This window comes from Streptomyces sp. NL15-2K, assembly GCF_030551255.1.
GTDB lineage: Bacteria > Actinomycetota > Actinomycetes > Streptomycetales > Streptomycetaceae > Streptomyces.
The window spans coordinates 4,179,409-4,204,923 of the sequence record NZ_CP130630.1; the positions used below are offsets into that span (position 1 = coordinate 4,179,409).

25 protein-coding genes, 1 tRNA gene and 1 pseudogene are annotated in these 25,515 nt (G+C 69.8%); 20 read left to right on the plus strand and 7 right to left on the minus strand.

Annotated elements, in window-relative coordinates; translation table 11 throughout:
* The first annotated feature begins 65 nt into the window (after positions 1-65).
* The 4 genes from orn (at position 66) to Q4V64_RS18525 (ending at position 1,614) form a co-directional block, all read left to right on the plus strand.
* Positions 66-668, plus strand: a complete 603-nt coding sequence (gene orn / locus Q4V64_RS18510; protein WP_124442029.1) for an oligoribonuclease — start codon at positions 66-68, stop codon at positions 666-668.
* A 112-nt stretch (positions 669-780) separates the two neighbouring features.
* Positions 781-853 (plus strand) — tRNA-His (locus Q4V64_RS18515).
* Between the two features lie 105 nt (positions 854-958).
* Complete coding sequence (locus tag Q4V64_RS18520) at positions 959-1,249, plus strand: zinc-ribbon domain-containing protein (RefSeq protein WP_124442028.1); 291 nt, start codon at positions 959-961, stop codon at positions 1,247-1,249.
* A gap of 74 nt (positions 1,250-1,323) precedes the next feature.
* Positions 1,324-1,614, plus strand: coding sequence for a hypothetical protein (locus tag Q4V64_RS18525; RefSeq protein ID WP_124442027.1), 291 nt, complete (start codon positions 1,324-1,326; stop codon positions 1,612-1,614).
* Between the two features lie 42 nt (positions 1,615-1,656).
* Here the strand turns inward: Q4V64_RS18525 and Q4V64_RS18530 are convergent, their stop codons facing one another.
* Positions 1,657-2,712: a LacI family DNA-binding transcriptional regulator gene (locus tag Q4V64_RS18530; protein WP_124442026.1), complete on the minus strand. Its 1,056-nt coding sequence runs from the start codon at positions 2,710-2,712 to the stop codon at positions 1,657-1,659.
* Positions 2,713-3,091: 379 nt separating this feature from the next.
* Here Q4V64_RS18530 and Q4V64_RS18535 point away from each other — a divergent pair, with 379 nt between their 5' ends.
* The 4 genes from Q4V64_RS18535 to Q4V64_RS18550 all read left to right on the plus strand — a co-directional run bounded on the left by Q4V64_RS18535 (position 3,092) and on the right by Q4V64_RS18550 (position 7,939).
* Positions 3,092-4,420 (plus strand): extracellular solute-binding protein, encoded by a 1,329-nt coding sequence (locus Q4V64_RS18535; RefSeq protein ID WP_124442025.1) that lies wholly within the window; start codon positions 3,092-3,094, stop codon positions 4,418-4,420.
* A gap of 5 nt (positions 4,421-4,425) precedes the next feature.
* Complete coding sequence (locus Q4V64_RS18540) at positions 4,426-5,439, plus strand: sugar ABC transporter permease (protein ID WP_124442024.1); 1,014 nt, start codon at positions 4,426-4,428, stop codon at positions 5,437-5,439.
* Between the two features lie 12 nt (positions 5,440-5,451).
* Entirely contained in the window at positions 5,452-6,357 is a 906-nt protein-coding gene (locus tag Q4V64_RS18545; RefSeq protein ID WP_124442023.1) for a carbohydrate ABC transporter permease, read from the plus strand.
* A gap of 121 nt (positions 6,358-6,478) precedes the next feature.
* Complete coding sequence (locus tag Q4V64_RS18550) at positions 6,479-7,939, plus strand: GH1 family beta-glucosidase (RefSeq protein WP_124442022.1); 1,461 nt, start codon at positions 6,479-6,481, stop codon at positions 7,937-7,939.
* Positions 7,940-8,026: 87 nt separating this feature from the next.
* Here Q4V64_RS18550 and Q4V64_RS18555 read toward each other — a convergent pair.
* The 4 genes and pseudogenes from Q4V64_RS18555 to Q4V64_RS18575 form a co-directional block, all read right to left on the minus strand.
* Positions 8,027-9,471 (minus strand): annotated as a pseudogene (locus Q4V64_RS18555) (beta-galactosidase); the annotation flags it as partial.
* 198 nt (positions 9,472-9,669) lie between these two features.
* The gene (locus Q4V64_RS18565; RefSeq protein ID WP_124442021.1) at positions 9,670-10,374 is read right to left on the minus strand and encodes a response regulator transcription factor; all 705 of its coding nucleotides are present in this window, start codon (positions 10,372-10,374) and stop codon (positions 9,670-9,672) included.
* A gap of 102 nt (positions 10,375-10,476) precedes the next feature.
* Positions 10,477-11,340 carry a fused MFS/spermidine synthase gene (locus Q4V64_RS18570; protein ID WP_124442020.1) on the minus strand — a complete coding sequence of 288 codons (864 nt, stop codon included), beginning with the start codon at positions 11,338-11,340 and terminating at the stop codon, positions 10,477-10,479.
* 50 nt (positions 11,341-11,390) lie between these two features.
* Positions 11,391-11,810 (minus strand): hypothetical protein, encoded by a 420-nt coding sequence (locus Q4V64_RS18575; protein ID WP_124442192.1) that lies wholly within the window; start codon positions 11,808-11,810, stop codon positions 11,391-11,393.
* A gap of 305 nt (positions 11,811-12,115) precedes the next feature.
* Here Q4V64_RS18575 and Q4V64_RS18580 point away from each other — a divergent pair, with 305 nt between their 5' ends.
* Positions 12,116-13,612, plus strand: a complete 1,497-nt coding sequence (locus Q4V64_RS18580) for a hypothetical protein (protein ID WP_124442019.1) — start codon at positions 12,116-12,118, stop codon at positions 13,610-13,612.
* A gap of 109 nt (positions 13,613-13,721) precedes the next feature.
* Here Q4V64_RS18580 and Q4V64_RS18585 read toward each other — a convergent pair whose 3' ends face one another.
* Entirely contained in the window at positions 13,722-14,315 is a 594-nt protein-coding gene (locus Q4V64_RS18585; RefSeq protein ID WP_124442018.1) for a histidine phosphatase family protein, read from the minus strand.
* Positions 14,316-14,511: 196 nt separating this feature from the next.
* Here Q4V64_RS18585 and Q4V64_RS18590 point away from each other — a divergent pair, with 196 nt between their 5' ends.
* From Q4V64_RS18590 to Q4V64_RS18635, 10 genes are all read left to right on the plus strand, one after another.
* Positions 14,512-15,465, plus strand: coding sequence for a phosphatase PAP2 family protein (locus Q4V64_RS18590; protein ID WP_124442017.1), 954 nt, complete (start codon positions 14,512-14,514; stop codon positions 15,463-15,465).
* Positions 15,416-16,708 (plus strand): hypothetical protein, encoded by a 1,293-nt coding sequence (locus Q4V64_RS18595; protein WP_124442016.1) that lies wholly within the window; start codon positions 15,416-15,418, stop codon positions 16,706-16,708. The genes Q4V64_RS18590 and Q4V64_RS18595 overlap by 50 nt, the downstream gene beginning before the upstream one ends.
* Positions 16,699-18,288: a hypothetical protein gene (locus Q4V64_RS18600; protein WP_124442015.1), complete on the plus strand. Its 1,590-nt coding sequence runs from the start codon at positions 16,699-16,701 to the stop codon at positions 18,286-18,288. Before Q4V64_RS18595 ends, Q4V64_RS18600 begins: the two co-directional genes overlap by 10 nt.
* Entirely contained in the window at positions 18,285-19,652 is a 1,368-nt protein-coding gene (locus Q4V64_RS18605) for an AAA family ATPase (RefSeq protein WP_124442014.1), read from the plus strand. The genes Q4V64_RS18600 and Q4V64_RS18605 overlap by 4 nt, the downstream gene beginning before the upstream one ends.
* A gap of 216 nt (positions 19,653-19,868) precedes the next feature.
* Complete coding sequence (locus Q4V64_RS18610; protein ID WP_124442191.1) at positions 19,869-20,072, plus strand: hypothetical protein; 204 nt, start codon at positions 19,869-19,871, stop codon at positions 20,070-20,072.
* A complete protein-coding gene (locus Q4V64_RS18615) occupies positions 20,053-20,589 on the plus strand; it encodes a DUF6879 family protein (RefSeq protein ID WP_124442013.1) in 537 nt (178 codons plus the stop codon). The genes Q4V64_RS18610 and Q4V64_RS18615 overlap by 20 nt, the downstream gene beginning before the upstream one ends.
* Positions 20,573-21,430, plus strand: a complete 858-nt coding sequence (locus Q4V64_RS18620; protein ID WP_253267142.1) for a helix-turn-helix transcriptional regulator — start codon at positions 20,573-20,575, stop codon at positions 21,428-21,430. Before Q4V64_RS18615 ends, Q4V64_RS18620 begins: the two co-directional genes overlap by 17 nt.
* Positions 21,431-21,680: 250 nt before the next feature.
* Complete coding sequence (locus tag Q4V64_RS18625) at positions 21,681-21,935, plus strand: hypothetical protein (protein WP_124442011.1); 255 nt, start codon at positions 21,681-21,683, stop codon at positions 21,933-21,935.
* A 101-nt stretch (positions 21,936-22,036) separates the two neighbouring features.
* A complete protein-coding gene (locus Q4V64_RS18630; RefSeq protein ID WP_124442010.1) occupies positions 22,037-22,261 on the plus strand; it encodes a DUF397 domain-containing protein in 225 nt (74 codons plus the stop codon).
* A gap of 93 nt (positions 22,262-22,354) precedes the next feature.
* Entirely contained in the window at positions 22,355-22,840 is a 486-nt protein-coding gene (locus tag Q4V64_RS18635; RefSeq protein ID WP_124442009.1) for a hypothetical protein, read from the plus strand.
* A 272-nt stretch (positions 22,841-23,112) separates the two neighbouring features.
* Here Q4V64_RS18635 and Q4V64_RS18640 read toward each other — a convergent pair whose 3' ends face one another.
* On the minus strand, positions 23,113-24,852 hold the full coding sequence (locus tag Q4V64_RS18640) for a recombinase family protein (protein ID WP_124442008.1): 1,740 nt from the start codon (positions 24,850-24,852) through the stop codon (positions 23,113-23,115).
* 268 nt (positions 24,853-25,120) lie between these two features.
* Here Q4V64_RS18640 and Q4V64_RS18645 point away from each other — a divergent pair, with 268 nt between their 5' ends.
* Positions 25,121-25,486, plus strand: coding sequence for a hypothetical protein (locus Q4V64_RS18645; protein WP_124442007.1), 366 nt, complete (start codon positions 25,121-25,123; stop codon positions 25,484-25,486).
* Positions 25,487-25,515 lie beyond the last annotated feature (29 nt).

Below are 25,515 nucleotides of genomic sequence, written 5' to 3' on the forward strand. Positions count from 1 at the left end.
GGGCCGAGCCCCTGGCGTCAACGCCGGGGGACCTCAAAAGCGGACGTCAGCCGTAGGGTGGTCGCATGAACGATCGCATGGTGTGGATCGACTGCGAGATGACCGGCCTCTCGCTGTCCGACGACGCGCTCATCGAGGTGGCCGCCCTCGTCACCGACTCCGAGCTGAACATCCTCGGCGAAGGTGTGGACATCGTCATCCGCCCGCCGGAGCGGGCGCTGGAGACGATGCCGGAGGTGGTGCGTCAGATGCACACCGCGTCCGGACTGCTCACGGAGCTGCCCAGCGGCACGACACTCGCCGACGCCGAGGAGCAGGTGCTGGCGTACGTGAGGGAGCACGTGAAGGAACCCGGCAGGGCCCCGCTGTGCGGCAACTCCGTCGGCACGGACCGCGGTTTCCTCCTGCGGGACATGCCGACGCTGGAGGACTACCTGCACTACCGCATCGTCGACGTGTCGAGCATCAAGGAGCTCGCCCGGCGCTGGTACCCGCGGGCGTACTTCAACAGCCCCGAGAAGAACGGCAACCACCGCGCCCTCGCCGACATCCGCGAGTCGATCGCGGAACTCCGCTACTACCGCGAGGCGGTCTTCGTACCGCAGCCGGGCCCCGACTCCGACACGGCCAAGACGATCGCCGCGAAGTACGTTCTGCCGGCGCAGTAGGCCAGCTCAGGAGGACGCGCGAAAGGGGCGCCGCGAAAGCCTGGCGCGAGCACCCCTTCGGACCCTGTACACTTTTTCTCGGCCGGTCGGGAACAACCCAGCACCGGTCATGGTGGGTGTAGCTCAGCTGGTAGAGCACCTGGTTGTGGTCCAGGATGCCGCGGGTTCAAGTCCCGTCACTCACCCTGAATCTTCGGCCGGTGACCTTGGCGACAAGGTCACCGGCCGAAGTCGTGTCAGGGCGGAAAGCACATCAAACGCAGCCAAGCCGATCCGGAAGGAACGACACGATGATCATCTTCGGCACCAAGGGATACCTGTACCAGCTCGCGATACTGACGCTGGTGTGCGGCCAGTGCGGCAACCCCGCCGCGCACACGCTCAGGAAGCGCGTCACGAAGTTCACGCTGTTCTTCGTGCCGCTGTTCCCGATCTCGACGAAGTACGCGACGCAGTGCACCTTCTGCGGCGCGGAGCAGAAGGTGACGAAGGAACAGGCGGAGCAGTTGCAGGCGCAGGCCGCCGGCGGCCAGGGCGGTCAGCCGTACGGGCAGCCGCAGCAGCAGCCGTACCAGTCCTGAGCGCTGTCTCCCTCGGCCCGCAAGCATGGGCGTATTGTCGCCTTATGAGCCCTTCGTGAAGTTGGAGGCTCGTCATGCGGTCGCGGCGGATTCCCCGGTGGCGGCTGCTGACGTGGATGATCCTCGCGTTCAATCTGGCGATGCTGCTGTGGCTCGTGATCGCCCTCGACGAGGCGGGCGAGGGGGGCGGCAGGTGTGCCGGGGAGCTGTGCCGGGACGCCAACGACCTGGGTTCCACCGTCGGCGCCTGGCTGGTGATCTTCTTCTGGCTGGCGGGCGTCGTACTGCTGGGCGTCGCCTGGCTGGTCACCCACCGCACCGAGCAGCCGGGGCCGCGGCAGCGCAGAGGGTGGCACCGGCACTGACGCCGGCCAGGTCAGGACGAGTCGGGGTCAGGGCGAGTCGGGTCAGGACGACATCCGCGGCACCAGCTTCGTGGCCAGCACCATCTGCCGCCGCTCCAGCTCCCGGGACACCGTCGGACGGCGGTCCGCGATCTCCGACAGCAGCAGGTCGATCATCCTGCGGCCCATCTCCTCGATGGGCTGGCGGACGCTGGTGAGCGGCGGATCCATGTGGCGGGCGATGGCCGAGTCGTCGTAGCCGACCAGCGCCACGTCGTCGGGGATACGGCGGCCCGCCTCGCGCAGGACCTGACGGGCGCCGGCCGCCATCACGTCCGACCCCGCGAAGACCGCGTCCAGGTCGGGCCGGCGGGCCAGCAGGGTCGTCATCGCGCGGCGGCCGCCCTCCTCCGTGAAGTCGCCGGGCTCGATCAACTGCTCGTCCACCTCGTGCCCCGCGTCGAGCAGGGCGTCACGGTAGCCGTCGACGCGCCGCTGGGCACCGTAGACGTCGAGGCGGCCGGTGATGTGGGCGACCGCGCGGCAGCCGCGGGCCAGCAGGTGCTCGACCGCCGAGCGGCCGCCGCCGTAGTTGTCGGAGTCGACCGAGGGGAGCGTTTCCGCGGCCGACCTCGGGCCGCTGATCACCGCCGGGATCTCCAGCTGGGCGAGCAGGTCGGGCAGGGGGTCGTCCGCGTGGACGGACACCAGCAGGACGCCGTCCACCCGGTGCGCGGCCAGGTACTGGGCCAGCCTCCGCCTTTCGCGGTCGCTGCCCGCGAAGATCAGCAGCAACTGCATCTCGGTGTCGGAGATCTCCGCGCCGACCCCCTTGAGCATGTCCGAGAAGTACGGCTCGGCGAAGAACCGGGTCTCCGGCTCCGGGACGACGAGGGCGATCGCGTCCGTGCGGTTGGCGGCCAGGGCGCGCGCGGCCGTGTTGGGGACGTAGCCGAGCTCCGCGACCGCCGCCTCCACCGCCGCGCGGGTCGCGTCGCTGACCCGGGGCGAGCCGTTGATCACCCGGGAGACGGTGCCGCGCCCTACGCCCGCCCGCGCCGCCACCTCTTCGAGGGTGGGCCGGCCACCGCTCCGGCTCCGCGCTCCGTGGCTTGCCATGGGCTCCGCCCTCTCGTCGACCCGTACGTTGGCCTGGAATCTAACAGTCCTGTCGCGGGGGGCACCGTCCCTGGTGGGCTCGCCTCCGCCGCCCCCCGTTTCCCGAGGAGGGCCGCAGGAGGGGCTCCTGCGGCTGGCTGGATTGTTACCCCCTGGTTCCAGTTAACAGCCCGATAACTGAACGCAGCTCTCCGCTCCTAGTCCCTTGACACCCCCGCTCGGACCGACGAACCTTCAACACATCACAAGTGGGAGCGCTCCCACGGTACCTGGCACATACACAACCCGCACGTTCCCCGCCCGAGCCGCAGCAAGAACTAACGGGTCCAACAACGCAGTTGGCCGGGGGGTCGGCACGTCAGGGCAACAGGAGGACGCAATGCGAGCACGCAACCGAACCGCCCGCAAGGCGATGGTCCTCGCGGCCGTCGCGTCGCTGGGCGCCGGGCTGCTGGCCGGCTGTGCCGACGACGGAGGAGACGACAACTCCGGCTCGCCGTCGGGCGGCAACGGCGGCGGCAAGACCACGATCACTCTGGGGCTCTTCGGCACGATGGGCTTCAAGGAGGCCGGACTCTACGCCGAGTACGAGAAGCTCAACCCGAAGATCAAGATCGCCGACAACGTCATCCAGCGGAACGAGAACTACTACCCGCCGCTGCTGAACCACCTCACCACCAACAGCGGCCTGCTGGACGTCCAGGCCGTCGAGGTCGCCAACATCGCCGAGATCGTGAACACCCAGGCCGACAAGCTCACGGACTTCTCCAAGGTCTCGGGCGTGGACAAGAGCAAGTGGCTCGACTGGAAGTGGGAGCAGGCCACCACCAAGGACGGCCGGACGATCGGCCTCGGTACCGACGTGGGCCCGATGGCGATCTGCTACCGCACCGACCTGTTCAAGCAGGCCGGTCTGCCCACGGACCCCGCGGAGGTCGGCGCGCTGTGGGCCGGTGACTGGTCCAAGCTCATCACCGTCGGCGAGCGGTACAAGGCGAAGGCACCCAAGGGCACCTTCTTCATGGACTCCCCCGGCGGTCTGCTCAACGGGATCATCGGCAGCGAGAAGGAGAAGTTCTACGACTCCTCCGGCAAGGTCATCTACAAGACGAACCCGGCGGTCAGGGCCGCCTTCGACCTGACCGCGGAGGCCGCCGAGAAGGGGCTGGTCCAGTCGCAGACGCAGTTCCAGCCCGCCTGGAACTCGACGATCGCCAACAACAAGTTCGCCGCGATCTCCTGCCCGCCGTGGATGCTCGGCACGCTGAAGGACAACTCGAAGCCGGAGGCGAAGGGCAAGTGGGCCGTCGCCACCGCGCCCAAGAGCGGTAACTGGGGTGGCTCCTTCCTGACCGTGCCCAAGAGCGGCAAGAACGTGGAGGAGGCCCAGAAGTTCGTGGCCTGGCTGACCGCGCCGGAGCAGCAGGCGAAGCTGTTCAAGGTGCAGGGCAGCTTCCCGAGCGCCCCGGCCGCCTACACCTCACCCGAAGTCACCGGCGCGGTGAACGAGATGACCGGTGACCAGCCGATCGGCACCGTCTTCGCCGCGGCCGCCAAGGCCGCCCCGGTCCAGGTGATCGGCCCGAAGGACCAGATCATCCAGCAGGGTCTGTCGGACAACGGCGTCATCCTGGTGACGAAGGGCACGTCGCCGGAGGACGCCTGGGACGCCGCGGTCAAGTCCATCGACAACAAGCTGGACCAGTGACCCGTATGACCACCCGTCACAACACCGCCGCGCCCCCCGCGAAGGAGGGGGGCGCGGCCCCGGGCCGCGCGCCCGAGGACGGCGTCTCGGCCGCGGCGGAGAAGAAGCGGGCCCGGCTGTCCCGCCGCTGGCAGCGGGACATGCGCTGGAGCCCGTACGCCTTCGTCTCCCCGTTCTTCCTGCTGTTCATCGCGTTCGGCCTGTTCCCGCTGGTCTACACGGGCTGGGCGTCGCTGCACCAGGTGGAGCTGACGGCACCGACCGACATGGACTGGGTGGGGCTGCGCAACTACACCCGGATCTTCGACGACGAGTTCTTCTGGAACGCGGCGAAGAACACCCTGACCATCGGCATCATCTCCACCGTTCCGCAGCTGCTGATGGCCATGGGCATCGCCCACATCCTCAACTACAAGCTGCGGGCCTCGACCTTCTTCCGGGTCGCGATGCTCGCGCCGTACGCGACCTCGATCGCCGCCGCCTCGCTGGTGTTCGTCCTGCTCTTCGGCCGCGACTACGGCATGATCAACTGGGCGCTCGACGTCGTCGGCATCAACCCGGTCGACTGGCAGAACGACAAGTGGCCCTCGCAGATCGCCGTCTCGACGATCATCATCTGGCGCTGGACCGGCTACAACGCGCTGATCTACCTCGCCGCGATGCAGGCGATCCCACAGGACCTGTACGAGTCGGCGGCCCTGGACGGGGCCAGCCGCTGGAAGCAGTTCATCCATGTGACGCTGCCGGCGCTGCGCCCGACGATCCTGTTCACGTGTGTCGTCTCGACGATCGGGGCGAGCCAGGTCTTCGGTGAGCCGCTGCTGTTCGACGCCAACAAGGGCACCTCGGGCGGCGCGGAGCACCAGTTCCAGACGCTCGGCCTGTATCTGTACGAGCAGGGCTGGGTCGCCCAGCACCTGGGCCGTGCCTCCGCGATCGCCTGGACGATGTTCCTGATGCTGATCGTCATCGGCATCGTCAACTACGTCATCTCGCGCCGGCTGCGCGCCAGTAGTTAAGGAGTCCCGGCCGTGACGACGACTTTGACGCCACCCGACGACAAGCCCGCCGAGAAATCCAGGCGCCCGCGCCTGCCGAAGTCCGCGCGGGCCGGCGGGCAGATGCACGGCGGTCCGATCGCGTACGCGATCCTCATCCTGTTCACGATCGTCTCGCTGCTCCCGCTGGTGTGGACGGCGATCGCCGCCTCGCGCGACAACCAGCGCCTGGCTCAGACCCCGCCGCCGTTCTGGTTCGGCGGCGGTCTCTTCGACAAGCTCGAAGTGGCCTGGACGGACGCCAATCTGGGCGAGGCGTTCTTCAACACCACGATCGTGGCGGGCGTTTCGTCGCTGACCATCGTCTTCCTGTCGACGATCGCCGGTTTCGCCTTCGCCAAGCTGCGGTTCCGGGGCCGGGGCGCCCTGATGCTGATCGTGATCGGCACGATGATGGTGCCGCCGCAGCTGAGCGTGATCCCGCTGTACATGATGGTCGCCAAGCTGGACTGGACCGACCAGTTGCAGGCCGTCATCTTCCCGTCGCTGGTGAGCGCGTTCGGCGTGTTCTTCATGCGGCAGTACCTGATCCAGGCATTGCCGGACGAGATCATCGAGGCCGCCCGGGTCGACGGGGCGAGCAGCTGGCGTGTGGTGTGGCACGTGGTGTTCCCGGCGGCGCGGCCGGCGATGGCCGTGCTCGGCATGCTGACCTTCGTGCAGACCTGGAACGACTTCATGTGGCCGTTCCTGGTGCTGACCCAGACCGGCAATCCGACCGTGCAGGTCGCGGTCGCGGCCCTGGGCCGCGGCTACACGCCCGACCAGTCCCTGATCATGGCAGGCTCGCTGCTCGGCACGCTGCCGCTGCTCATCGTCTTCGCGATCTTCGGCAAGCAGATCGTGGGCGGCATCATGCAGGGCGCGGTCAAGGGCTGACCGTTCCGTCTTTCTTCGGGGGCCGGGTCACCGCCGCCTCGGCCCCTTCTCTCCTTCCCTTCTGTCCTCCCTTCCCCCCATCCACCAGTCGGTCTCCACGACCTCCTATGGGAGCGCTTCCATGCCTGAGTCCGAAACGCCGGCGACGCCGGCGACCTTTCCTCCCGCCTTCCTCTGGGGCGCAGCGACCTCCGCGTACCAGATCGAGGGGGCGGTGCGGGAGGACGGCCGTACGCCCTCGATCTGGGACACCTTCAGCCATACGCCGGGCAAGACGGCCGGCGGCGAGACCGGTGACATCGCTGTCGACCACTACCACCGCTACCGCGACGACGTGGCACTGATGGCGGAGCTGGGCCTGACGGCCTACCGCTTCTCCATCTCGTGGTCGCGGGTGCAGCCGACGGGCCGGGGCCCGGCCGTCCAGAAGGGCCTGGACTTCTACCGGCGACTGGTGGACGAGCTGCTGTCGGCCGGAATCAAACCGGCCGTCACGCTCTACCACTGGGACCTTCCCCAGGAGCTGGAGGACGCGGGCGGCTGGCCGGAGCGCGACACGGCGTACCGCTTCGCGGAGTACGCGCAGATCGTCGGCGAGGCGCTCGGCGACCGGGTGGAGCAGTGGATCACGCTCAACGAGCCGTGGTGCAGCGCCTTCCTGGGCTACGGCTCCGGCGTGCACGCGCCGGGCCGTACGGACGCGGCGGCTTCACTGAAGGCCGCGCACCACCTCAACCTGGCGCACGGGCTGGGCACATCGGCCCTGCGGGCCACGATGCCGGCGCGCAACTCGATCGCGGTGAGCCTCAACTCCTCGGTCGTACGCCCGCTCTCGCAGGACCCGGCCGACCTGGCGGCGGTCCAGAAGATCGACGACCTGGCCAACGGCGTCTTCCACGGCCCGATGCTGCACGGCGCCTACCCGGAGACGCTCCTGTCCGCCACGGCATCGATCACGGACTGGTCGTACGTCCTCGACGGCGACCTCTTGGCGATCAACCAGCCGCTGGACGCGCTCGGGTTGAACTACTACACCCCGGCGCTGGTGTCGGCTGCGAACTCGCAGGGCGAGGCCCCGCGCGCCGACGGCCACGGCACCAGCTCGTACTCCCCCTGGCCGGGCGCGGACGACGTCGCCTTCCACCAGACCCCTGGCGAGCGCACGGAGATGGGCTGGACGATCGACCCGACAGGCCTGCACGACCTGATCATGCGCTACACGCGCGAGGCCCCGGGTCTGCCGCTGTACGTGACGGAGAACGGCGCGGCGTACGACGACAAGCCCGACCCCGACGGCCGCGTCCACGACCCGGAGCGCATCGCCTACCTGCACGGCCACCTGCGCGCGGTCCGCCGCTCCATCGCGGACGGCGCGGACGTCCGCGGCTACTACCTGTGGTCCCTGATGGACAACTTCGAATGGGCGTACGGCTACGGCAAGCGCTTCGGCGCGGTCTACGTCGACTACGCGACCCTCGCCCGCACCCCCAAGTCGAGCGCGCTCTGGTACGGCCAGGCGGCCCGCACGGGAACCCTCCCGCCGCTGACGATGGACCTTCCACCGATGACCGCGGCCGACTAGGCCAGGTCACACACCCGGGGGGGAACCGGGGGATGGGGCGCGGCACATCGAGGGGGTGTGCCGCGCCCCGCTGTTGTTCGTCCCCCGTCACCGGCCGCCGCGCGGCTCCCGTACCACCACGGCCTCTCCCGGTGGGACGATGACCGAACCGCCGGGCAGTGGTTTGCCTGTCAGGAGTTCCGTCGCGTCCGGGGCCACCGGGACCTCCGCGCCCCGGCCGGAGTGGTCGATGAGGAACAGGTAGTCCGCGTCCTCGCTCCGCCGCAGTGCCGCCTCGACGCCCTCCGGGGTGACGCGTACGGGGTCGACGCCCGCCTCCGTGCGGATGCGGTCCAGTAGGGCGGCCAGAGCAGCGGGGTCCGGCTGGGTCGCCACGTACCACGTCGTGCCCGTGCCGTGGGTGTGGCGGGTCACCGCCGGGACGCCGGTGAGCGGGCCGGACGTGTACGAGGCCACCGCCTCGGCACCGGCCAGGCTCACCCGCTCCGACCACAGCGTCGCCGTACCGCCGCCGCTCAGCCCGACCGACTCCCCCGGCAGCAGCGGGAACAGTTCGTCCGTGCGGACGCCGAGGGCCTCGCGGAACGCGCCCGGGTAACCGCCCAGCCGGACGTGGCAGTTCTCGTCGACCGCGCCGCTGTGGAAGCCGACGGCCAGCGTCCCGCCGGTCTCGGCGAAGGAGGTCAGGTTCGCCGCGCCCGCCTCGTCCACCAGGTACAGGCTGGGGGCCAGGACCAGGCGGTACGGCGACAGGTCCGCGTCCGGGCGGACGAAGTCCACCGCGACGCCCGCGCGCCACAACGGCTCGTACCAGGAACGGACCTGGTCGAGGTAGCGGACCTGCTCGCTCGGCTGGGAGGGGAGCTCCAGGGCCCAGCGGGCGTTCCAGTCCCAGACGACGGCCACCGATGCCGTGCCCGTGCTGCCGCGTACCTCCGCCAGGGCCTTCAGGTCCGCGCCCAGGGCGACCACGTCCCGCCAGATCTGGCTGTCCGTGCCCGCGTGCGGCAGCATCGCCGAGTGCCACTGCTCGGCGCCCGCCTTCGCCGCCCGCCACTGGAAGTAGGCGATGCCGTCCGCGCCGCGCGCCACATGGGCGAGGGCGTTGCGCCGCATCTCCCCCGCCGTTTCGCCCGGTTGACCGGCTGCCAGTTGACCGCGCCCGTCGAGTGTTCCATCAGCAGCCAGGGGCGCCTGCCCGCCAGCGACCGCACCAGGTCGCCGCTGAGCGCGAGGTCGATCTCCGACTCCGGGTCCGTGGAGCGCAGGTAGTGGTCGTTCGAGACGACGTCCAGCTCCGGGGCCCAGCGCCAGTAGTCCAGCGCGTCGAAGCTGTACATCACCATGAAGTTGGTGGTGGCGGGGATCGACGGGGCCGCCGTACGCAGCACCTCCCGTTCCGCCTGGTACAGGGACAGCAGCTCGTCGCTGCAGAAGCGGCGCCAGTCCAGCTGGTGGGTCGGGTTCGGCACCGCGCCGGTCGGGCGGGGCGGCAGGATCTCGTCCCAGTCGTAATACCACTGGCTCCAGAACCGCCCAGGGGTGGTGAGCAGGTGGGGATCGACGGTGCTTGAGCGTGTTCTGGCGCACCAGTCTTTAGGAACGGTATGCCGGCGCCGAGCAGGGCCGCGCCGCCCATGCCGCGCAGCAGGGTGCGGCGGGTGGGAGCAGGGAGGGAGGGGGAGTGGTGGTGCATGGACGGCTCCTGAGGGCAGGGTCGGCGGTGTGGATCACTCTGGCGGCGCCGTGGCGGGCGGCTCCAGTTTCACGCCGACGCCCCGCAGAGTGTGCAGGTAGCGCGGCTGCGCGGCCGTCTCGCCCAGCTTGCGGCGCAACCAGGACAGATGGACGTCGATGGTCTGGTCGTCGCCGTACGACTGCTGCCACACCTCGGCGAGCAGCTCCTTGCGCGGGACGACGACACCGGGCCGGCGGGCCAGGAAGGCGAGCAGGTCGAACTCGCGCCGGGTGAGGTCGAGCCGTACGCCGTCCAGCTCGGCATGCCGTCTGAGCGGATCCACGGTCAGGCCGCCGACCCGGAGCACGGACTCCGGCGGCGCGTCTCCGGCTGCGGTGCGGGACCGTCGTAGAACGGCCGCCATCCGCGCCGACAGGTGCTCGGCCGAGAACGGCTTGGTCAGGTAGTCGTCCGCCCCGGCGTTCAGCAGTCGGACGATCTCCGTCTCGTCGTCCCGTGCGGTGGCGATGATCACGGGGACGTCGGTGATGCCGCGCAGCATCCTCAGGGCCTCGGAGCCGTCCAGATCGGGCAGACCGAGGTCCAGGATGACCACGTCGAAGTGGAAACGGGCGACCTCGCGCAGCGCCTCCAGTGCCGTACCGACGCTGCGCACGGTGTGCGAGGCGTCGGTCAGATGCCGGATGAGCGCCGAGCGTACGAACTGGTCGTCCTCGACCACGAGCACACTTGCCATGCGCGGCACCGTACGCCATGTCGAACAGGCCCATCCGGAACCTGTGGACAACTCCAGCGCTGTGGACAAGCCCGGGCCGCCAGGGGCATCGGGGGCCCCGCGTCACCTGAATACGGAGGGCGGCGGCGCCGGAGAGGCCACCGCGGCCGCGTCGGTGACCGGTACGGCTCCTCCCGTGAAGTCGGTGAGGGCCTTGCCGTGTTCCACGCGGCCCGGATGCGGGTCGGAGGCGGCGCGGCGGGTGAGTTCGGCGAGCGGGAGCGGGTGGTCGCAGGCGACGAGGATCGCGTTGCCGAAGCGTTTGCCGCGCAGGACGGTCGGGTCGGCGAGCAGCGCGAGCTCGGGGAAGCGGGCCGCCGCGGTGGCGATCTGGCCGCGCAGGTGGGCCAGCGGCGGCCCGTCGGCGAGGTTGGCGGCGTAGCATCCGCCCGGCTTCAGGGCCCGGCGGACCTCGTCGAGGAACTCGGTCGAGGTGAGGTGGGCCGGAGTGCGGGCGCCGCTGAAGACATCGGCGATGACGAGGTCGGCCCAGCCGTCGGGCACCTTGGCGAGGCCTTCGCGGGCGTCCGTCGACCTGACCCGGATCCGTGTGTTGGCGGCCAACGGCAGTTCCCGGCGGACCAGTTGGACGAGGGGCGCGTCGCGCTCGACGACCTGCTGGGTGGAGCGGGGGCGGGTGGCGGCGACGTAACGGGCCAGGGTCAGCGCGCCGCCGCCGAGGTGCACGGCGTGCACGGGCCGGCCGGGCGGGGCGACCAGGTCGATGACGTGCCCGAGCCGCCGCTGGTACTCGAAGGACAGATACGCCGGATCGTCCAGATCGACGTGCGACTGCGGCGCCCCGTCGACGAGCAGCGTCCAGGCCCGCGCGCGGTCCCGGTCGGGTATGAGCTCGGCCAGCCCGCCGTCGACGGCTTCGACGACGGTGGCCGCGCTTTCGCGCCGGGGGTTCCTGGACTTTCCCATTGGGCCATTATCCGGCGCGGTGGAGAGGTCGGCTCAGCAAGCCTGAACGGTCACGTGCAGTTGTCCGCCGCCTCGATCATGCGCGCCGCCTCTCCGAGTGCCGCGCGCAGCACCGCTGGATCGGTCGCGAGGTCCGCGTCGCCCGGCGGCAGCAGCCAGTCCGAGCCCTCGACCGGCGGCTCAGGGCTCAACCGCACCCCGCGCCCGTCCGTCTCCGTGCACGTGCTGCCCGGCACGTCCCATCCGGCCGCCGTCCCCGGCGGCACCACGAACCCGAGGGTGTCGCCGCCGTCGTCGTGCAGGACGGGCCCCACCGCCTCGTCACCCGCCCCGCGCCGCAGGATGTCGACCGCCTCGAGCCCGTGCCGCGTCGGCACCGTGACGACATCGCACCCGGGGTCCGGACACGACGCGGGCGGCGCACCGGACATGGTCGGCGTACAAGGATCGATGCTCTGGCTGGTCTCCATCCCGGCCTCCACCACGGAACCTCTCCTCCAACAAGCGGTTCGGGAGTCGGGCTGCTCCCGGTCCGCAAGGTTCAACGCGCCCACGCGTCAACGGCTACGGCGGAAGTCCGCCGCAAAGGATGGCAGTTCATGGCAGATCTCGGATGAGATATCCGGTTTGTAGCCAAACACCGCGTGGCGGGTCCGGCACAGCCGGTACGTTCTTGCCCGCCGGAGGCAGGGTGACAACATCGATTAATTCGATTAATCGGTCAAATCATCGTGAATCCGGCATGGTTCGACGGTTCGCACGAGAGGACCCGGCCATGGCGTCGTCACAGGAGACCCCTCCCCAGCCCCCAGCACCACCGCAGCCGAACCTCGCGTTCCGGCGCCTGCGCGGACAGCGCTCGCCGGCCGAGTTCGCCGCGGCGGTACGGCGGGCCGCCCGTGAGATCGGCGAGCGGGTCAGCTGCGACGCACGCTACGTCGGCCGGGTCGAGGCGGGTGAGATCCGCTGCCCCAACTACGCGTACGAGCGGGTGTTCTTGCACATGTTTCCCGGCCGCACCCTCACCGACCTGGGCTTCGCGCCCCGCTCGTCCGTACGCGGACGCCGGGCGCGCACATCCGAGGACGCGCCCTCCTCGGGCGCCACGCTCCCGGCGTACGCCACGAGTGAGTCGCCAGGGGCGTACGAGCCGTATGAAACGCAGGATCCGCACGATCCGTATGGCCCGCGAGACCCGTATGAACCGCACGACCCGCAGGACCTGTACGAGACGCACGACAACTACGAGGAGAGCGACGTGCTGCGTCGCGCATTCATTAGCGGCGGTGGTGCCACGGTGGCCGCCGCCTCCCTGGGCCCCATCGGGCTCGCCTTCGACGCCGCGGCCGCGGAACGTCCCGTCCGCCGCGTCGGGACGAGTGAGGTGAGCGCCCTCGAAGAGGCCGTCCGCAGGATCCGGCTGCTCGACGACCGGCACGGCGCCGACGGCCTGTACCGGCGCGCGGCCGAACCCCTGCGCGCTGCCTACGCACTGCTGGACGCGGGCGTGACCCGGCCGGCGAGCGCCGAACGGCTCCACTCGGGCGCCGGTGAGCTGGCCATCTCGGTGGGCTGGCTGGCCCACGACTCGGGCCGCTTCGACGACGCCCGCTCGCACTACGCGGAGGCACTCGCGACCGCCCGGATGACCGGCGACGACGCCCTGGAGGCGCACGCCTTCTGCAATACGGCGTTCCTCGCGCGCGACGCCGGACGGCCGCGGGAAGCAGTGCGCGCCGCGCAGGCCGCACAACGTGTCGCGCGCCCCCTGGGCTCCGCCCGCCTGATGTCGCTGCTCTCGCTGCGCGAGGCGGGCGGCTGGGCCGGGCTCGCCGACCGCACCGGCTGCGAACAGGCACTCGCCCGCGCGCAGGCCCTCTACGAGCGCGGCCGCTCGGACGCCGACCCCGAGTGGATGAGCTTCTACGGAGAGGCCGAGCTGGAGGGGCTGGAGGCACAGTGCTGGTCGATGCTGGGCGACTGGCCGCGCGCGGCCCGGCACGCGCGCCGCGCGGCCCGCCTCCAGGACCCGCACTTCACGCGGAACATCGCGCTGTACACGGCGGAGCTGGCGGACGACCTCGCGCGCGGCGGGCACCCCGACGAGGCCGCGGCGGCGGGGATGCGGGTGCTGGATCTGCTGGGCGAGGTCCAGTCGTCGCGCATCCAGACGATGCTGGCGGGGACGGCGAGGGTGTTGCTGCCGCATCGGCGGGCTTCGGGGGTTTCGGCGTTTTTGGAGAGGCACGGGTCGTTGCCGCGTACGGCGTGAACAATGGTGCCCGCGTGGGAGCTGGGCGGGGGTGGGGTGCGCATCCCGGCGCTCGCGGGGTGCCGCCTCTGTGGGTCGGGAGCCGCCCCAGCGGCACGACTGCCCGCAGCTATGCCAGGTGGCCGAGGTCGTTCCAGCTCTCGATCGCAGGCTCCCCATAAGCCCACCCGAGCACCGACAGTGACGTCGGATTCAGCCGTATCCGCGCCCCGAAGTCGATCGGCAGCCCCAGCCACCGCGCCCCGATGGTCCGCAGGATGTGCCCGTGCGCGAACACCAGCACATCCCGGTCCTCCGCCCGCGCCCAGGCCACCACCTCGTCCGCCCGCGCCGTCACCTCGGCGAGCGACTCACCCTCCGGCACCCCGTCGCGCCAGATCAGCCACCCCGGCCGCACGGCCTGGATCTCCTCCGGCGTCATCCCTTCGTACGCGCCGTAGTCCCACTCCATCAGCGTCTCCCACGTCCCCGCCCGCTCGCCGAACCCGGCGAGTTCGCACGTCTCACGCGCGCGTGCCAGCGGGCTGGTGCGCACCTCGACCCCGGTCAGGCCGTCGAACGGCGCCCGGTGCAGGCGCTCGCCGAGCAGCTTCGCGCCCCGGCGGCCCTCTTCAAGAAGCGGCACGTCGGTCCTGCCCGTGTGCTTGCCGGACAGCGACCACTGCGTCTGTCCGTGCCGGGCGAGCAGGATGCGCGGTGCCATGAACGGAACCTCCGGGAGAAATGAGAGGCGGAACCCCACCATCATCGCGCACGCTGTTCAGGGGCAACCTGACGGGCGATCTTTGCGTCTTTGATGGCCGGGGGCGCTCGACGGGAGCGCGCACACGCGCCGTTAAAGTGGCACGACCGAAAGACACCACGGGACGCCGCGCGACACGAAGGGGGAGGGCGATCGGATGCCGCAGACCGAGTCACCAGGCATCGAGGCGGTCCCGAGGACCCGGTTGCGCTGGTGGACCGAGCTGCCGCTGATCCTCCTGGTGTACGCCTGCTACTCGGCGGGCCGGCTGCTGGTGCGGGGTGACGTCACCAGTGCCGTCGACCACGGCCTGGCCATCCTGCGCGTCGAGAAGTTCCTGCGCATCAACGCGGAGCACCCGCTCAACCGGCTGTTCACGCGCGAGGCGTGGATAGGCATACCGGCCGACTTCTGGTACGCGTCGCTGCATTACCTGGTCACACCCGCGATCCTGATCTGGGTCTTCAGATCCCGCGCCGTGCACTACCGGATGGCCCGCACCTGGCTGATGACGTCCACCTTCATCGGTCTGATCGGCTTCACCCTGCTGCCGACCTGCCCACCCCGCCTGCTCTCCTCGGACCACGGCTTCGTCGACACGATGGCCCAGTACAGCTCGTACGGCTGGTGGGGCGGCGAGGCGAGCGCGCCGCGGGGCCTGGGCGGCATGACGAACCAGTACGCGGCCATGCCGAGTCTGCACGTGGGCTGGGCGCTGTGGTGCGGAGTGATGCTGTGGAAGTACGGCGGGACGCGTACGGCGAAGGTCGCGGGCGTCGTCTATCCGCTGGTGACGACGATCGTGGTGATGGGCACCGCGAACCACTACTTCCTGGACGCGGTCGCGGGCGGGGTCGTGATGGGGATCGGGCTGCTGCTCGCGCCGGTCGTGCTGCGGTACGCGGACCCGGTGATGGCGCGGATGCGGGCCCGGGTCGTGGCCGTCGCGCCGGTCTCTCTGGGCGCACGTGCCTCAATTGTCAGTGGCGGATGGAAGACTTCCGTGGGTGAGCGAATTCCACGGCAGCGCCAGTCACGGGTCCCGGACGGAGCCGAGCCGAGTGCCGCCCCCAAGGACGCGGGGGACGGCGCTCCGGCAGCGGCTCGCTGAACTGCGCGGTCCCGACGTACCGGCCAAGGCCCTGGACGCGCGCGCCCTCGCGGCGCTCGCCGCGAACCCCGGGTGCAGACGGCGCGCGATCCTCGACGGGGCCGGGGTGAACAAGGCGTCGCTGGCGAGCGCGCTGGGTTCGCCGTCCGCCTTCGGGCAGTCGCAGTTCGCCCTTACGCGAGGCAACGCCTTCGAGAAGCGGGTCAAGGCGGACGGCGGCGCGGAGCTGCTGCGGCTGGTGCACGAGAAGCTGGACCGCGGCGCGGAGCCGCCGTCGGACGCCGAGGTGCCCGAGCTCACCGCGATCGGCCCGGAGGGCCGCACGGCCCGTACGGCCCTCGCCCTGCGCGAGGCCACGGCGGCCGGTGGCTGGACGCTGCTCGACCATCCGATGCTGGCGCTCGACGTCGCCGGTTCGCCCGCCTTCCTGGAGCCGGACGCGGTGGTCGTGCACCCGGACGGCAGCTGGACGGTCGTGGAGATCAAGTCGTTCCCGATGCTGGACGGTTCGGCGGACCCGGCGAAGGTGGGCGCGGCCGCGCGGCAGGCGGCGGTGTACGTGCTGGCGTTGGAAGAGGTCTCGGCACGCCTCGGCGCGGAGCCGGAGGGGCGCGCCGGTGTCGAGGGGGCATGGGGGTCCCCCCGCTCGAGCGAAGCCGAGAGTGGGGGAGCGCGGAGGCCCGAAGGGTCGAGCACGGTCGTCCCCTCGACACCGGCTGAGGCGCCCCGGAGGCGGAGCGCCCAAAACAGCGGCCCACCGCCGCGTGTGCGCCACCACGTCCTGCTCGTCTGCCCCAAGGACTTCTCCAACCTGCCGACCGCGTCCGCCGTCGACGTCCGCAAGCAGCGTGCGGTGACCGCCCGTCAGCTGGCTCGCCTCACCCGTGTCCAGGACATCGCCGACGCCCTGCCGGAGGGCACCTGCTTCTCCCCCGACCTGCCGGCCGACGAGCTGACGGCCGCGGTCGAGTCGGTGCCGGCGACCTACGCGCCCGAGTGCCTGTCCGCGTGCGAGCTGGCCTTCCACTGCCGCGACCGCTCCCGGACGGAGGGCGCGGTGACCTCCCTCGGCCGCTCGGTGCGCGCCGAACTGGGCGGGCTGACGACGGTCGACGACGTCCTGGCGGCGGCCCACGGGGAGGCCGGGGATCCCGAGGACCCGGCCGTGGCGGCGCTGCGGCGGGCGGCGACCCTGCGGGCGGAAGCACTGGGGCCGCGAGCACTGGGGGCCCCATGTCGCTGATCGCCACGCTGGCCCGGCTGGAGGCCGTCAGCACCGGCCGCGCCCAGCCCGCCGCCACCGTCCGGCACCGGCACCTGTCCGAACGGCCGCTCGTCCTCGTGCCGCTCACCACCGCCGGTGAGGCCGGCGCGCCGCTCGGCGCGCTGGTGGGCACCGACCGGGACGCGCCGCGGCTGCTGGTCGTCCCGCAGCCACGCGACCGCGACCTCAGGTTCGCGTTCCTGGCCGAGCTGGCCGATGTCGTACTGCCGTATGTGGACGGTTACGCCGATGTCGTCGAGGCCGCCGAGCGCACCGAGACCGACGCGGAGACCGGCAAGCGGGTCAAGGTCGAGGTCGACCTGTGCGCGGACGCCCCGCAGCTGATCGTGCCGAGCCGCGCGGGCATCGAGTTCCTCCGGCTGCTCGGGCGCTCCATGCGCTTCAGGCGTACGGCGGAACAGGACCCGGAGACCCCGTACCCCGCGCCGCCCCGGCTGCCGTTGCTCGGCCGGTGGCTGACCCACTTCGCCGAGCGCGCCCGGGTGCCCGGCTCCTCGCTGCTGCTGGCCATGACGGACGTACTGTCCCGGCACTGGGCGACCGGCCAGTCCACCCTGGAGGACCAGCACCTCGGGGCGCTGCTCGCCTGGATCGACCCACCGGAGGGCACCACCGGCGCCGAGGCCGCGCTGCACGCCGAGCTACGGCGGGACGCGCAGGGCCAGCTGCTGTGCCCGCCCGCCGGGCCCGCCACCGACCCGGCGTTCGACAACAAGCTCCTCGCCCCGGCCATCGAGCGCTACGACCGCGCCCGCACGGCCCTGGCCGCCGCCGAGGACGGCCTGGAGGCCGACGACCGGCTCGGCGCGCTCACCGCCGCCGAGCGGGAGCTCCGCGCGCTGGTCGAGAGCCGGACGCGCCCCACCTGGGACGCGGTGTGGCGCGGCCTGGACCTGCTGCGGGCGCTGCCCGACGGCGCACACGTCGAGGAGCGGTGGACGCGCGACCGCTGGTCGTTCACCGGTCACCGCGACCGTGTCCTGGCCGGCGAACCCCCGCAGCCGCGCCGCGACGACGCGGTCACGGCCGCGAACAAGCTCGCCGCGCGCGAGCGCGAACAGGCCCGACTGGAGGCCCAGGAGGCCCTCGACGACCCGCTGGTGATGGCGGGGCGGCGACTGTCCGGGGAGGCGTTCGCGGGCGAGGTCACGGACGTGGTCATGGCGTACAGCGAGGGCAAGCGGCCGAGCCCCCGCCCGCTGGTGACCGTGCGGACCGACGACCGGCCGCACCTCGGCGAGCGGGCCAAGGTGTACCGGTCATTGGGCGGCAAACCGCAGGCGGCCGAGTTCGTGGGCCAGGAAGCGGACGATCTGCTGGTCCTGCGGATCGTGGACAAGATGGGCCGGGGCAAGGAACCCGAGGCCGGTTCGGTGCCGGAGAAGGGCGACCAGGTGTGCTTCACGCTCTTCGAGCACGAGCAGCGCGGCGGCGCGAAACTGCCCGACCCGGAGGACACACCGTGGACGCACGGCGGCCCGCCGGGCGAGGCGGCGACTCCCGATCCCGACCCCGTGACCGAGGAGGACGTCCTTTGACCACCCAGGCCTTCGACCCGCAGGCCTTCGACCCGCAGGCCTTCGACCCCGGCGCCGAGGCCTCCCGCGCCACCGACGCGATCCTCCGCGACACCCTGCACGGTCCGGCGCGTGGTGTCGTCGTGGACTCCCCGCCGGGCGCCGGCAAGTCCACGCTCGTGGTCCGCGCGGCGCTGGAACTCGCCGACGCGGGGCGCCCGTTGATGGTCGTGGCCCAGACGAACGCCCAGGTCGACGACCTCGTCCTCCGGCTCGCCGAGAAGAACCCCGAGCTGCCGGTCGGCCGACTGCACAGCAGCGACACCGACCCGTACGACAAGGCGCTGGACGACCTGCCGAACGTACGGAAGTCGGCGAAGGCGGCCGACCTCACCGGGCTCGCGGTCGTGATCTCCACCGCCGCCAAGTGGGGGCACGTCAAGGTCGACGAGCCCTGGCGGCACGCGATCGTCGACGAGGCCTACCAGATGCGCTCCGACGCGCTGCTCGCCGTGGCCGGCCTCTTCGAGCGGGCGCTGTTCGTGGGTGACCCGGGCCAGCTGGACCCGTTCGCGATCGTCGGCAGCGAGCAGTGGGCGGGGCTGTCGTACGACCCCTCGGCGTCCGCCGTGACCACGCTGCTCGCCCACAACCCCGAGCTCCCGCAGCACCGCCTGCCGGTGTCCTGGCGCCTCCCGGCGTCGGCCGCGCCCCTGGTCTCCGACGCCTTCTACCCGTACACGCCCTTCCGCAGCGGCACGGACCACGGCGACCGCCGTCTCGGCTTCGCGGTCCCCTCGGACGGCTCGGGCCCCGACCGGGTGATCGACGAGGCGGCCGAGTCGGGCTGGGGCCTGCTGGAGCTGCCCGCGCGGCACACCCCGCGGACGGACCCCGAGGCGGTGCGGGCGGTGGCGACGGTCGTACGACGGCTGCTGGACCGGGACGGGGCGGCCACGTCCGAGCGCTCCCCCGAGGCCACCCCCCTGACCGCCGACCGGATCGCCGTCGGCACGGCCCACCGCGACCAGGCGGCCGTCGTCCGCGCGGCCCTCACCGACCTCGGTGTCACGGACGTCACCGTCGACACGGCGAACCGTCTCCAGGGCCGCGAGTACGACGTCACGGTCGTCCTGCACCCGCTCTCCGGCCGCCCCGACGCCACCGCCTTCCACCTGGAGACGGGCCGCCTGTGCGTCCTGGCCTCCCGCCACCGCCACGCGTGCGTCGTGGTCTGCCGAGCGGGCGTGACCGACCTCCTGGACGACTACCCGTCGACGGAACCGGTCCAGCTGGGCACGGTCGTGAAGTTCCCGGACGGCTGGGACGCGATGCTTACCACATATCTCCACCTGCTGGAGCATCGCGTGTCCTGGCGTCCCTGACGTTCCACGGTGCCTTGGGCTTTCGGTGGCTGGTCATGCACAGTGCGCGTGACCAGCCGCCGTTCTACCTGCTCAGGCGGTATCGGCTGGTGACTCACACCCACGGGTCTATGCGACTTCGTGACTAGACGACGGGCCACCCTTGCCCCTCGCGTATGACGGTCCGTAACTTGCTGACCACACAGACTGGAGGGGGTCTCAGTGGACGAACTGCGGATGATTGCCGGCGGGCCGTGCAGGAGCGGCGACGACGACAAGTGCGGGAACGGCGACTGCCCTACCGTGTACGCCACCCCGGAGCCGGGCATGTTGGCCATTCAGGGCTACGACGTGGCCCACCCGACGCCGGAAGGTGAGTCGGTCGTATTGATCCCGGAAGACATCCTCAAGGAGGCCGCGCGTGCCCGTGGATGGCTCTAGCCCCGTACTGCTGGACGGCGACGAGTGGCAGGCGTACTTCCGCGACTTCAAGCGCTCCGCGTTCCGGCTGGAAGTTCACCAGACCTACACCATGCCTGCCGAGGCCGAGACGGTCCGTGACTTCCTCGCCGGTGCGTCGATGCCGGAGGGCTTCAACGCGCCATGGCACCAGACGATCCGGGACCATGCGGCGGCCGGGCGGACGATGACCCGAGCCAAGATCGTGCGCCGCCCGCTCACGCCGTACAGCCGGTACCTGTTCGAATGGTGCATCCCCGGAAACGTCGCGGCTGGAGAGGACTACCAAATAGTTGATTTGACGGATCGGCCGAACCCCGGGCTGCCGGAGCAAGATTTCTGGCTGTTCGACGAAACGACCGTGGTGCATCTCAACTACCGTCCCGACGGAACTCAGATCAATCGGGAACTGATCCAAGACCCGGACATCGGTAAGTATCTCGCGTGGCGGGATCTCGCGCTAGAAAGTGCCGTACCGTTCAGTGCCTATCGAACCTGAGACACAAGCACGGGAACGGAAGGATTTGGCGGAGGCCCTTCGGGGTCTCCGTCGTGCTTCCGGCCTCAGCGGCGAACGCCTGGCGCTGCGCTGCAACATGAGCCAAACGAAGATCAGCCGTATTGAGACCGGCCGCGCCCTGCCAACGGTCATCGATGTTGAGCGCATCCTCAAAGCGCTCGCTGTGCCTGACGAGGTGGCCGACGAACTTCTTCGATTGGCACGCCGAGCCAATGTGGACTATGCGTCCTGGCGTGCTTATGCGCGCGTTGGCCTCTATCACAAGCAAGCCGAGCTAAGAGCTCTTGAGTCTTCCTCGCGGGTGATGCGGCACTTCCTCCCAGCCATCCCCACCGGCCTGCTGCACGTGCGTGAGTACGCCATCGAGACTCTTTCGCCCACGGTGACCAGTGACCCGGCCAGGGACGTCGCACGGGCCGTGCAGGCCCGTATGGACCGTCAGGCCATCCTGGACGACCCATCGCGCTCGTTCTGGTTCTTGATGACCGAACAAGCCGTCAAGTGGCAACGGGCGAGCATCGAAGCCATGGCAGCCCAGTGCTCACACATGGCCGAGATCAACAGGAAACCCAACGTCGAGATTGGTATAGTCCCACAGGGGGTGCATGTTCCCGGCACCCCTATGAACATCTTCGTGGTCTACGACGACCGCCTGGTAACCGTCGAACTGTTCTCCGGTGAAGTCGTATTGCGTGACCCTCGGGACATAACCCAGCACCTTAGTTTGTTCGAACTTTTCTGGTCGCACGCGCTGACTGGTGACGACGCTTCCGCCTTCCTGGAACAGGCAGCCGGCGGCTTTATGCGTCAACGTAACTAGCGCTCCACACGGGCTCTTTGAGACGCCATGATGGGCTCATGGAGAGTGAACGGAAAAACTCGGTGCCCGGAGGCATTCTCACTGAAGGGACGTGCCTGGCCGAGTTGCCGCGCGAACCTTCGGCGATTCCCGGCTGTCCGACTTGCCTTTCCCATTCGGTCGCCAGGGAGAACGCTCGTTCCACGGGTGACTACAGCGCAGTGTCCGACAGCAACGTCAGGCTGCGCCAGCACCAGGCGGAGGCGCACTGATGGACATGCAGACGTGGCGGGACAGCCGCAGTCGCGCGGACAGCGCCACCAACGCACTCCGTGAAGCGCTGGCCGCTCTCGACCTCCCTGAACGCGTCCAGCGGCACCTTCGACCGATGGTCACCCACCAGGGCGCACCATTCGTACATGTGGGCATGCTCTCGGCCGAGCACGCCGAGCAGATAGTGGAAGCGCTCCGCATCGCGTCCGAGGCGCGGAGCCTGGCAGCCGCGTCCCGCGAAACCGGCTCGTAATTCCGGGCGTATCTCGCCTGTCTCTCCCCCTTGTACTCCCGTCCGACATGGGCGGCGGCGGTCAGTCATGGCCGCGATCAGTTGAGCAGGAAGGTGCAGTGATGCTGAACGGAACCGACCTGTACGCGCTCGACATCAACGGGGCCTCGTTCGTGAAAGCGTGCGGCGGCCCCTGCACCGAAGGGTGCGTGACCCTGGCCCGCATCGGCGACGACGCCTGGGCCCTCGGTGACAGCAAGCGGCCGGACGCGCAGCCGCTGCGGTTCACCACGGAGGAACTGGACGCGGCCGGGATCGACCCGGCGCGGTTCGGCCTGAACGTCTGATCCTCCGCCCTCTCCAACCGGCCCACGGTCCACCCCTCCACAGGACCGGGGCCGGTTGGTCCTTCGACCGTCAACACGGAACGGGAACGACTGGTGCACCATCACGGCTACCTGTGGACCGGCCCGAAAGAGCGTTTCGACAATGAGGCTTTACGACGACCGCCACCCCCTGACCCTCCGCCAGCACCGGTCTCCGATCAGGACGTACAGGCAGAGCGGCTACTCAAGCGTTACCGGGAAGTGGTCGCAGAGTTCCCCACTGCTGATCTCCCGCCGATCGAAACGGCGTACTGGCTCATCAAACCCCGTTCCCTCGTTCGTGGAAGCTGGGAGGAAGCCAAGGAGGCGGCTGCCTGGCTTGGTGAGACGCTGGCCGAGTACGCCCCTCGGTTCGCATCGGAGAGAGACCGGGACACCACACGGCTGGCCGAGCTGGTGAACACTGCTGCCGAACAACTGCACTCGGGTGCTGATGTGTCGCACGGCTTCTACCTCGAACGCCCCTCGTATCTTTCCCTGGCAGTGGTGACGTGTTCCCCGAATCGCGCGATTCCTGAACTGGCCTGCCCAGTCGCGTAGTCGAAGCAACAGAGAAGCCCTGTACGCCCAGGGCTATAGGGCAGACCACCAGCCCCCCGGTCGGTGCGAGCTGAACGGATCGGTGGGATCCGGGCAGTCCCCATCCGGGTGTCCCGGGCAGACCTCCACACTTCCCGTCTCAAATGGTTCAGCCGGTCATACGCACTTCCTAAAACCGGTCATACGCACTTCCTGAAAAAGTGGGAGGACCCCGGGCACAAACCCGGGGTCCTGGTGGGATCATGCGGGACGGCTACAGCTCGCGGTGGAAGTCATCCCTGTACTTCTCCTGCTTCAGTTCCTCCAGGTCCGTCAAGTTCGTGGATCAGCTCATCGAGCATGGTGCAGAAAGCCGCGTAGGCACCCTGCTCATACTCTTCGCCGTCGCTCGACGCCCAGTTGCCTTGCAGAGCGCCACTCGCCCGCTCTTGCAGATCCTTCGGGGTGATGAGGCCAATGGACAGCCCGATCTTGGGGCTGCCTACGAGAAAGATCCGGAACCCGGCCTTGCGAAGGAACGAACCACGCTCCTTCCATTCGGCCATCTGGTGCCACTTCGCGCGGTAGGTCTGGCCTGTGCTCGTCTCGTCCCAGCGGCCTGGGACGAAGGGTTCTTCCTGAAGCGTCGCCAGGTTCGTGGCATGACGCTCCAGCGTCGTCGTGAGTGCCGTAACGGCAGCAGCCGAGGAGGCTTGGGCGATGGCCTGGGAAAGGTTCTCCATCGCCGCCTCCAGCTCCTTGATCTGAGCCCTGTTGTCCTTGCCGGGGACATATGAGCGCTCAGTCATGTACTGGTCTCCCAGCTTGGAGAGGAACGACTCCTCTACGGCCTGGTAGATCTCTTCCTGTGGCCACGACGTGGAGAACCGGCACGCCTCACCGTTGGACCAAGAGGCGCAGCGGAAATACCGGTGCTTCTTGGTCTTGCCTGTCCGCAGGGTCACCAGGGAGCTGTTCTCGTACATCTTCATGCCGCACGGGCAGTACAGGACTCCCGTCATGGGGGACGCGTTCGACTTGATCCCCGCCCTGTACTTTCCCAGGTCGGCAACGGCGATCTGTAGCTTGTCGAACTCCTCGTCCGTCAAGATCGGATCAGCCCAACGGACGGGCAGTCCGTCTCTGAGCAGCGGCTCACCCTTGTGCATGGCCACGCCCTTGAGCGTGGGCTTCTTCAACATCTTGCCGAGAGTGGACGTGCTCCACTTGGTCCCCTTGATGTGCGTCTTGGCGCCCACCTTCTTCTCTTCGGCGTTGATGCTCCGCTGGTAGTCCTGGGAGGTCAGGACACCGCGCGGGCAGTCGCACTGCGGCGTCTCGCTGCCCTGCTCGTCGCAATCCGCGATATGCCGGCGGCGAGCGTTCCAAGCAGTGCAGAGCTGGCTCATGGACCATCCCTGCTCCGCGACACGTTCGTACGCTTCCCGGATGAGGGGGCCAGTCACCGGGTCGATCACGAGCTTGAACCGCTGCTTGCCATGGTGATCCACGACGACAGGCCGATAGCCGAAGGGCCACGTGCCGCCGCCCCACAGGCTTGCGTCCCGGTAGTACTGCGTCTGATTCCGACGCTTCTTCACGATGGCTTCGCGGTACTCCTGAGCCTGGGTCGCCTTGATGTAGGCGATCATGCGGCCCGTCGGCGTGTGGATGTCCAAGCTCGGGTCATCGAGACAGACGATCTCCTTGCTGCCCTTGTGGCAGCGCTCCGCGAACCTGTCCCAGTGGTGCTGATCCCGGGTGATCCGATCCAGCGACGTGACCATGATCGCGTCCCACTCGTGCCAGAGCGGGTCTTTCATCCACCGTCCCAGCTTCGGCCGGTCATCCAGGTTGACCGCGCCGGAGACACACACGTCGTCGACTTCACCGGCCACGGTGAAGCGGCCTTCGCTCGCCGCCCGGTCCAGCTCCTCCCCCTGGCGCAGAAGGGCAGAGCTGTCCTCGGTGTCGCGGCTGATACGCCGCACCTTGAGGACCCGCATACCGGGCAGGAGTCGCGCACTGGACATAGCCTCACCTTCCGCCACAGGACCCCGTAAGATTTGGTGATCCTATCTTCTCTGACTGGGAGGCCAACCACGCGATGCTGGCGCAACTGGCGGAACACCGAGTGACCTGGCGCGACGTCCGGGGAACATCGCGTGGCCCGCAGACCTTGATACCGCCGGAGTGACCGGGGATACCGCCGGAGGCACCGGCCCTCTTGCGCGTTCGCGGGACAATGGAAGGCGGCCCACACACCGACGGGTCATCCGGTACGTACGAGGAGGAGAAGACATGGCGGAGCCCACGCCGCGTCGGAACGAACCGCGGCTACGCCCCGCGCCCCTGCTCTTCGAGCCCGCGGAGGTCGCGGCCGACCCGGAGCACTTCTTCGACCTGGAGTCGATGGACGACCCCCGCGCGCTGCTGGCCCGCGCCACGGAGCTGACGCAGGCGTTCCGCGCGGCCACCGACCGTGCCGTGGAGTTCCAGGCGATCGCGGCGGCCCAGCTGGCCGACCCGCGGCGGTTCGACCGGCTGACGGCCGCGGACATCGCCGCGCGGGCCGAGTGGACCGAGGACTACGCGAAGAAGATGGTCGAGTTCGGCCGGGACCTGATGCGTGGCGCCGACGGCCGGGGACACCCCGACCCGGTGTGAGGCGCCCACAGCGCGGGGCATATGCCAGG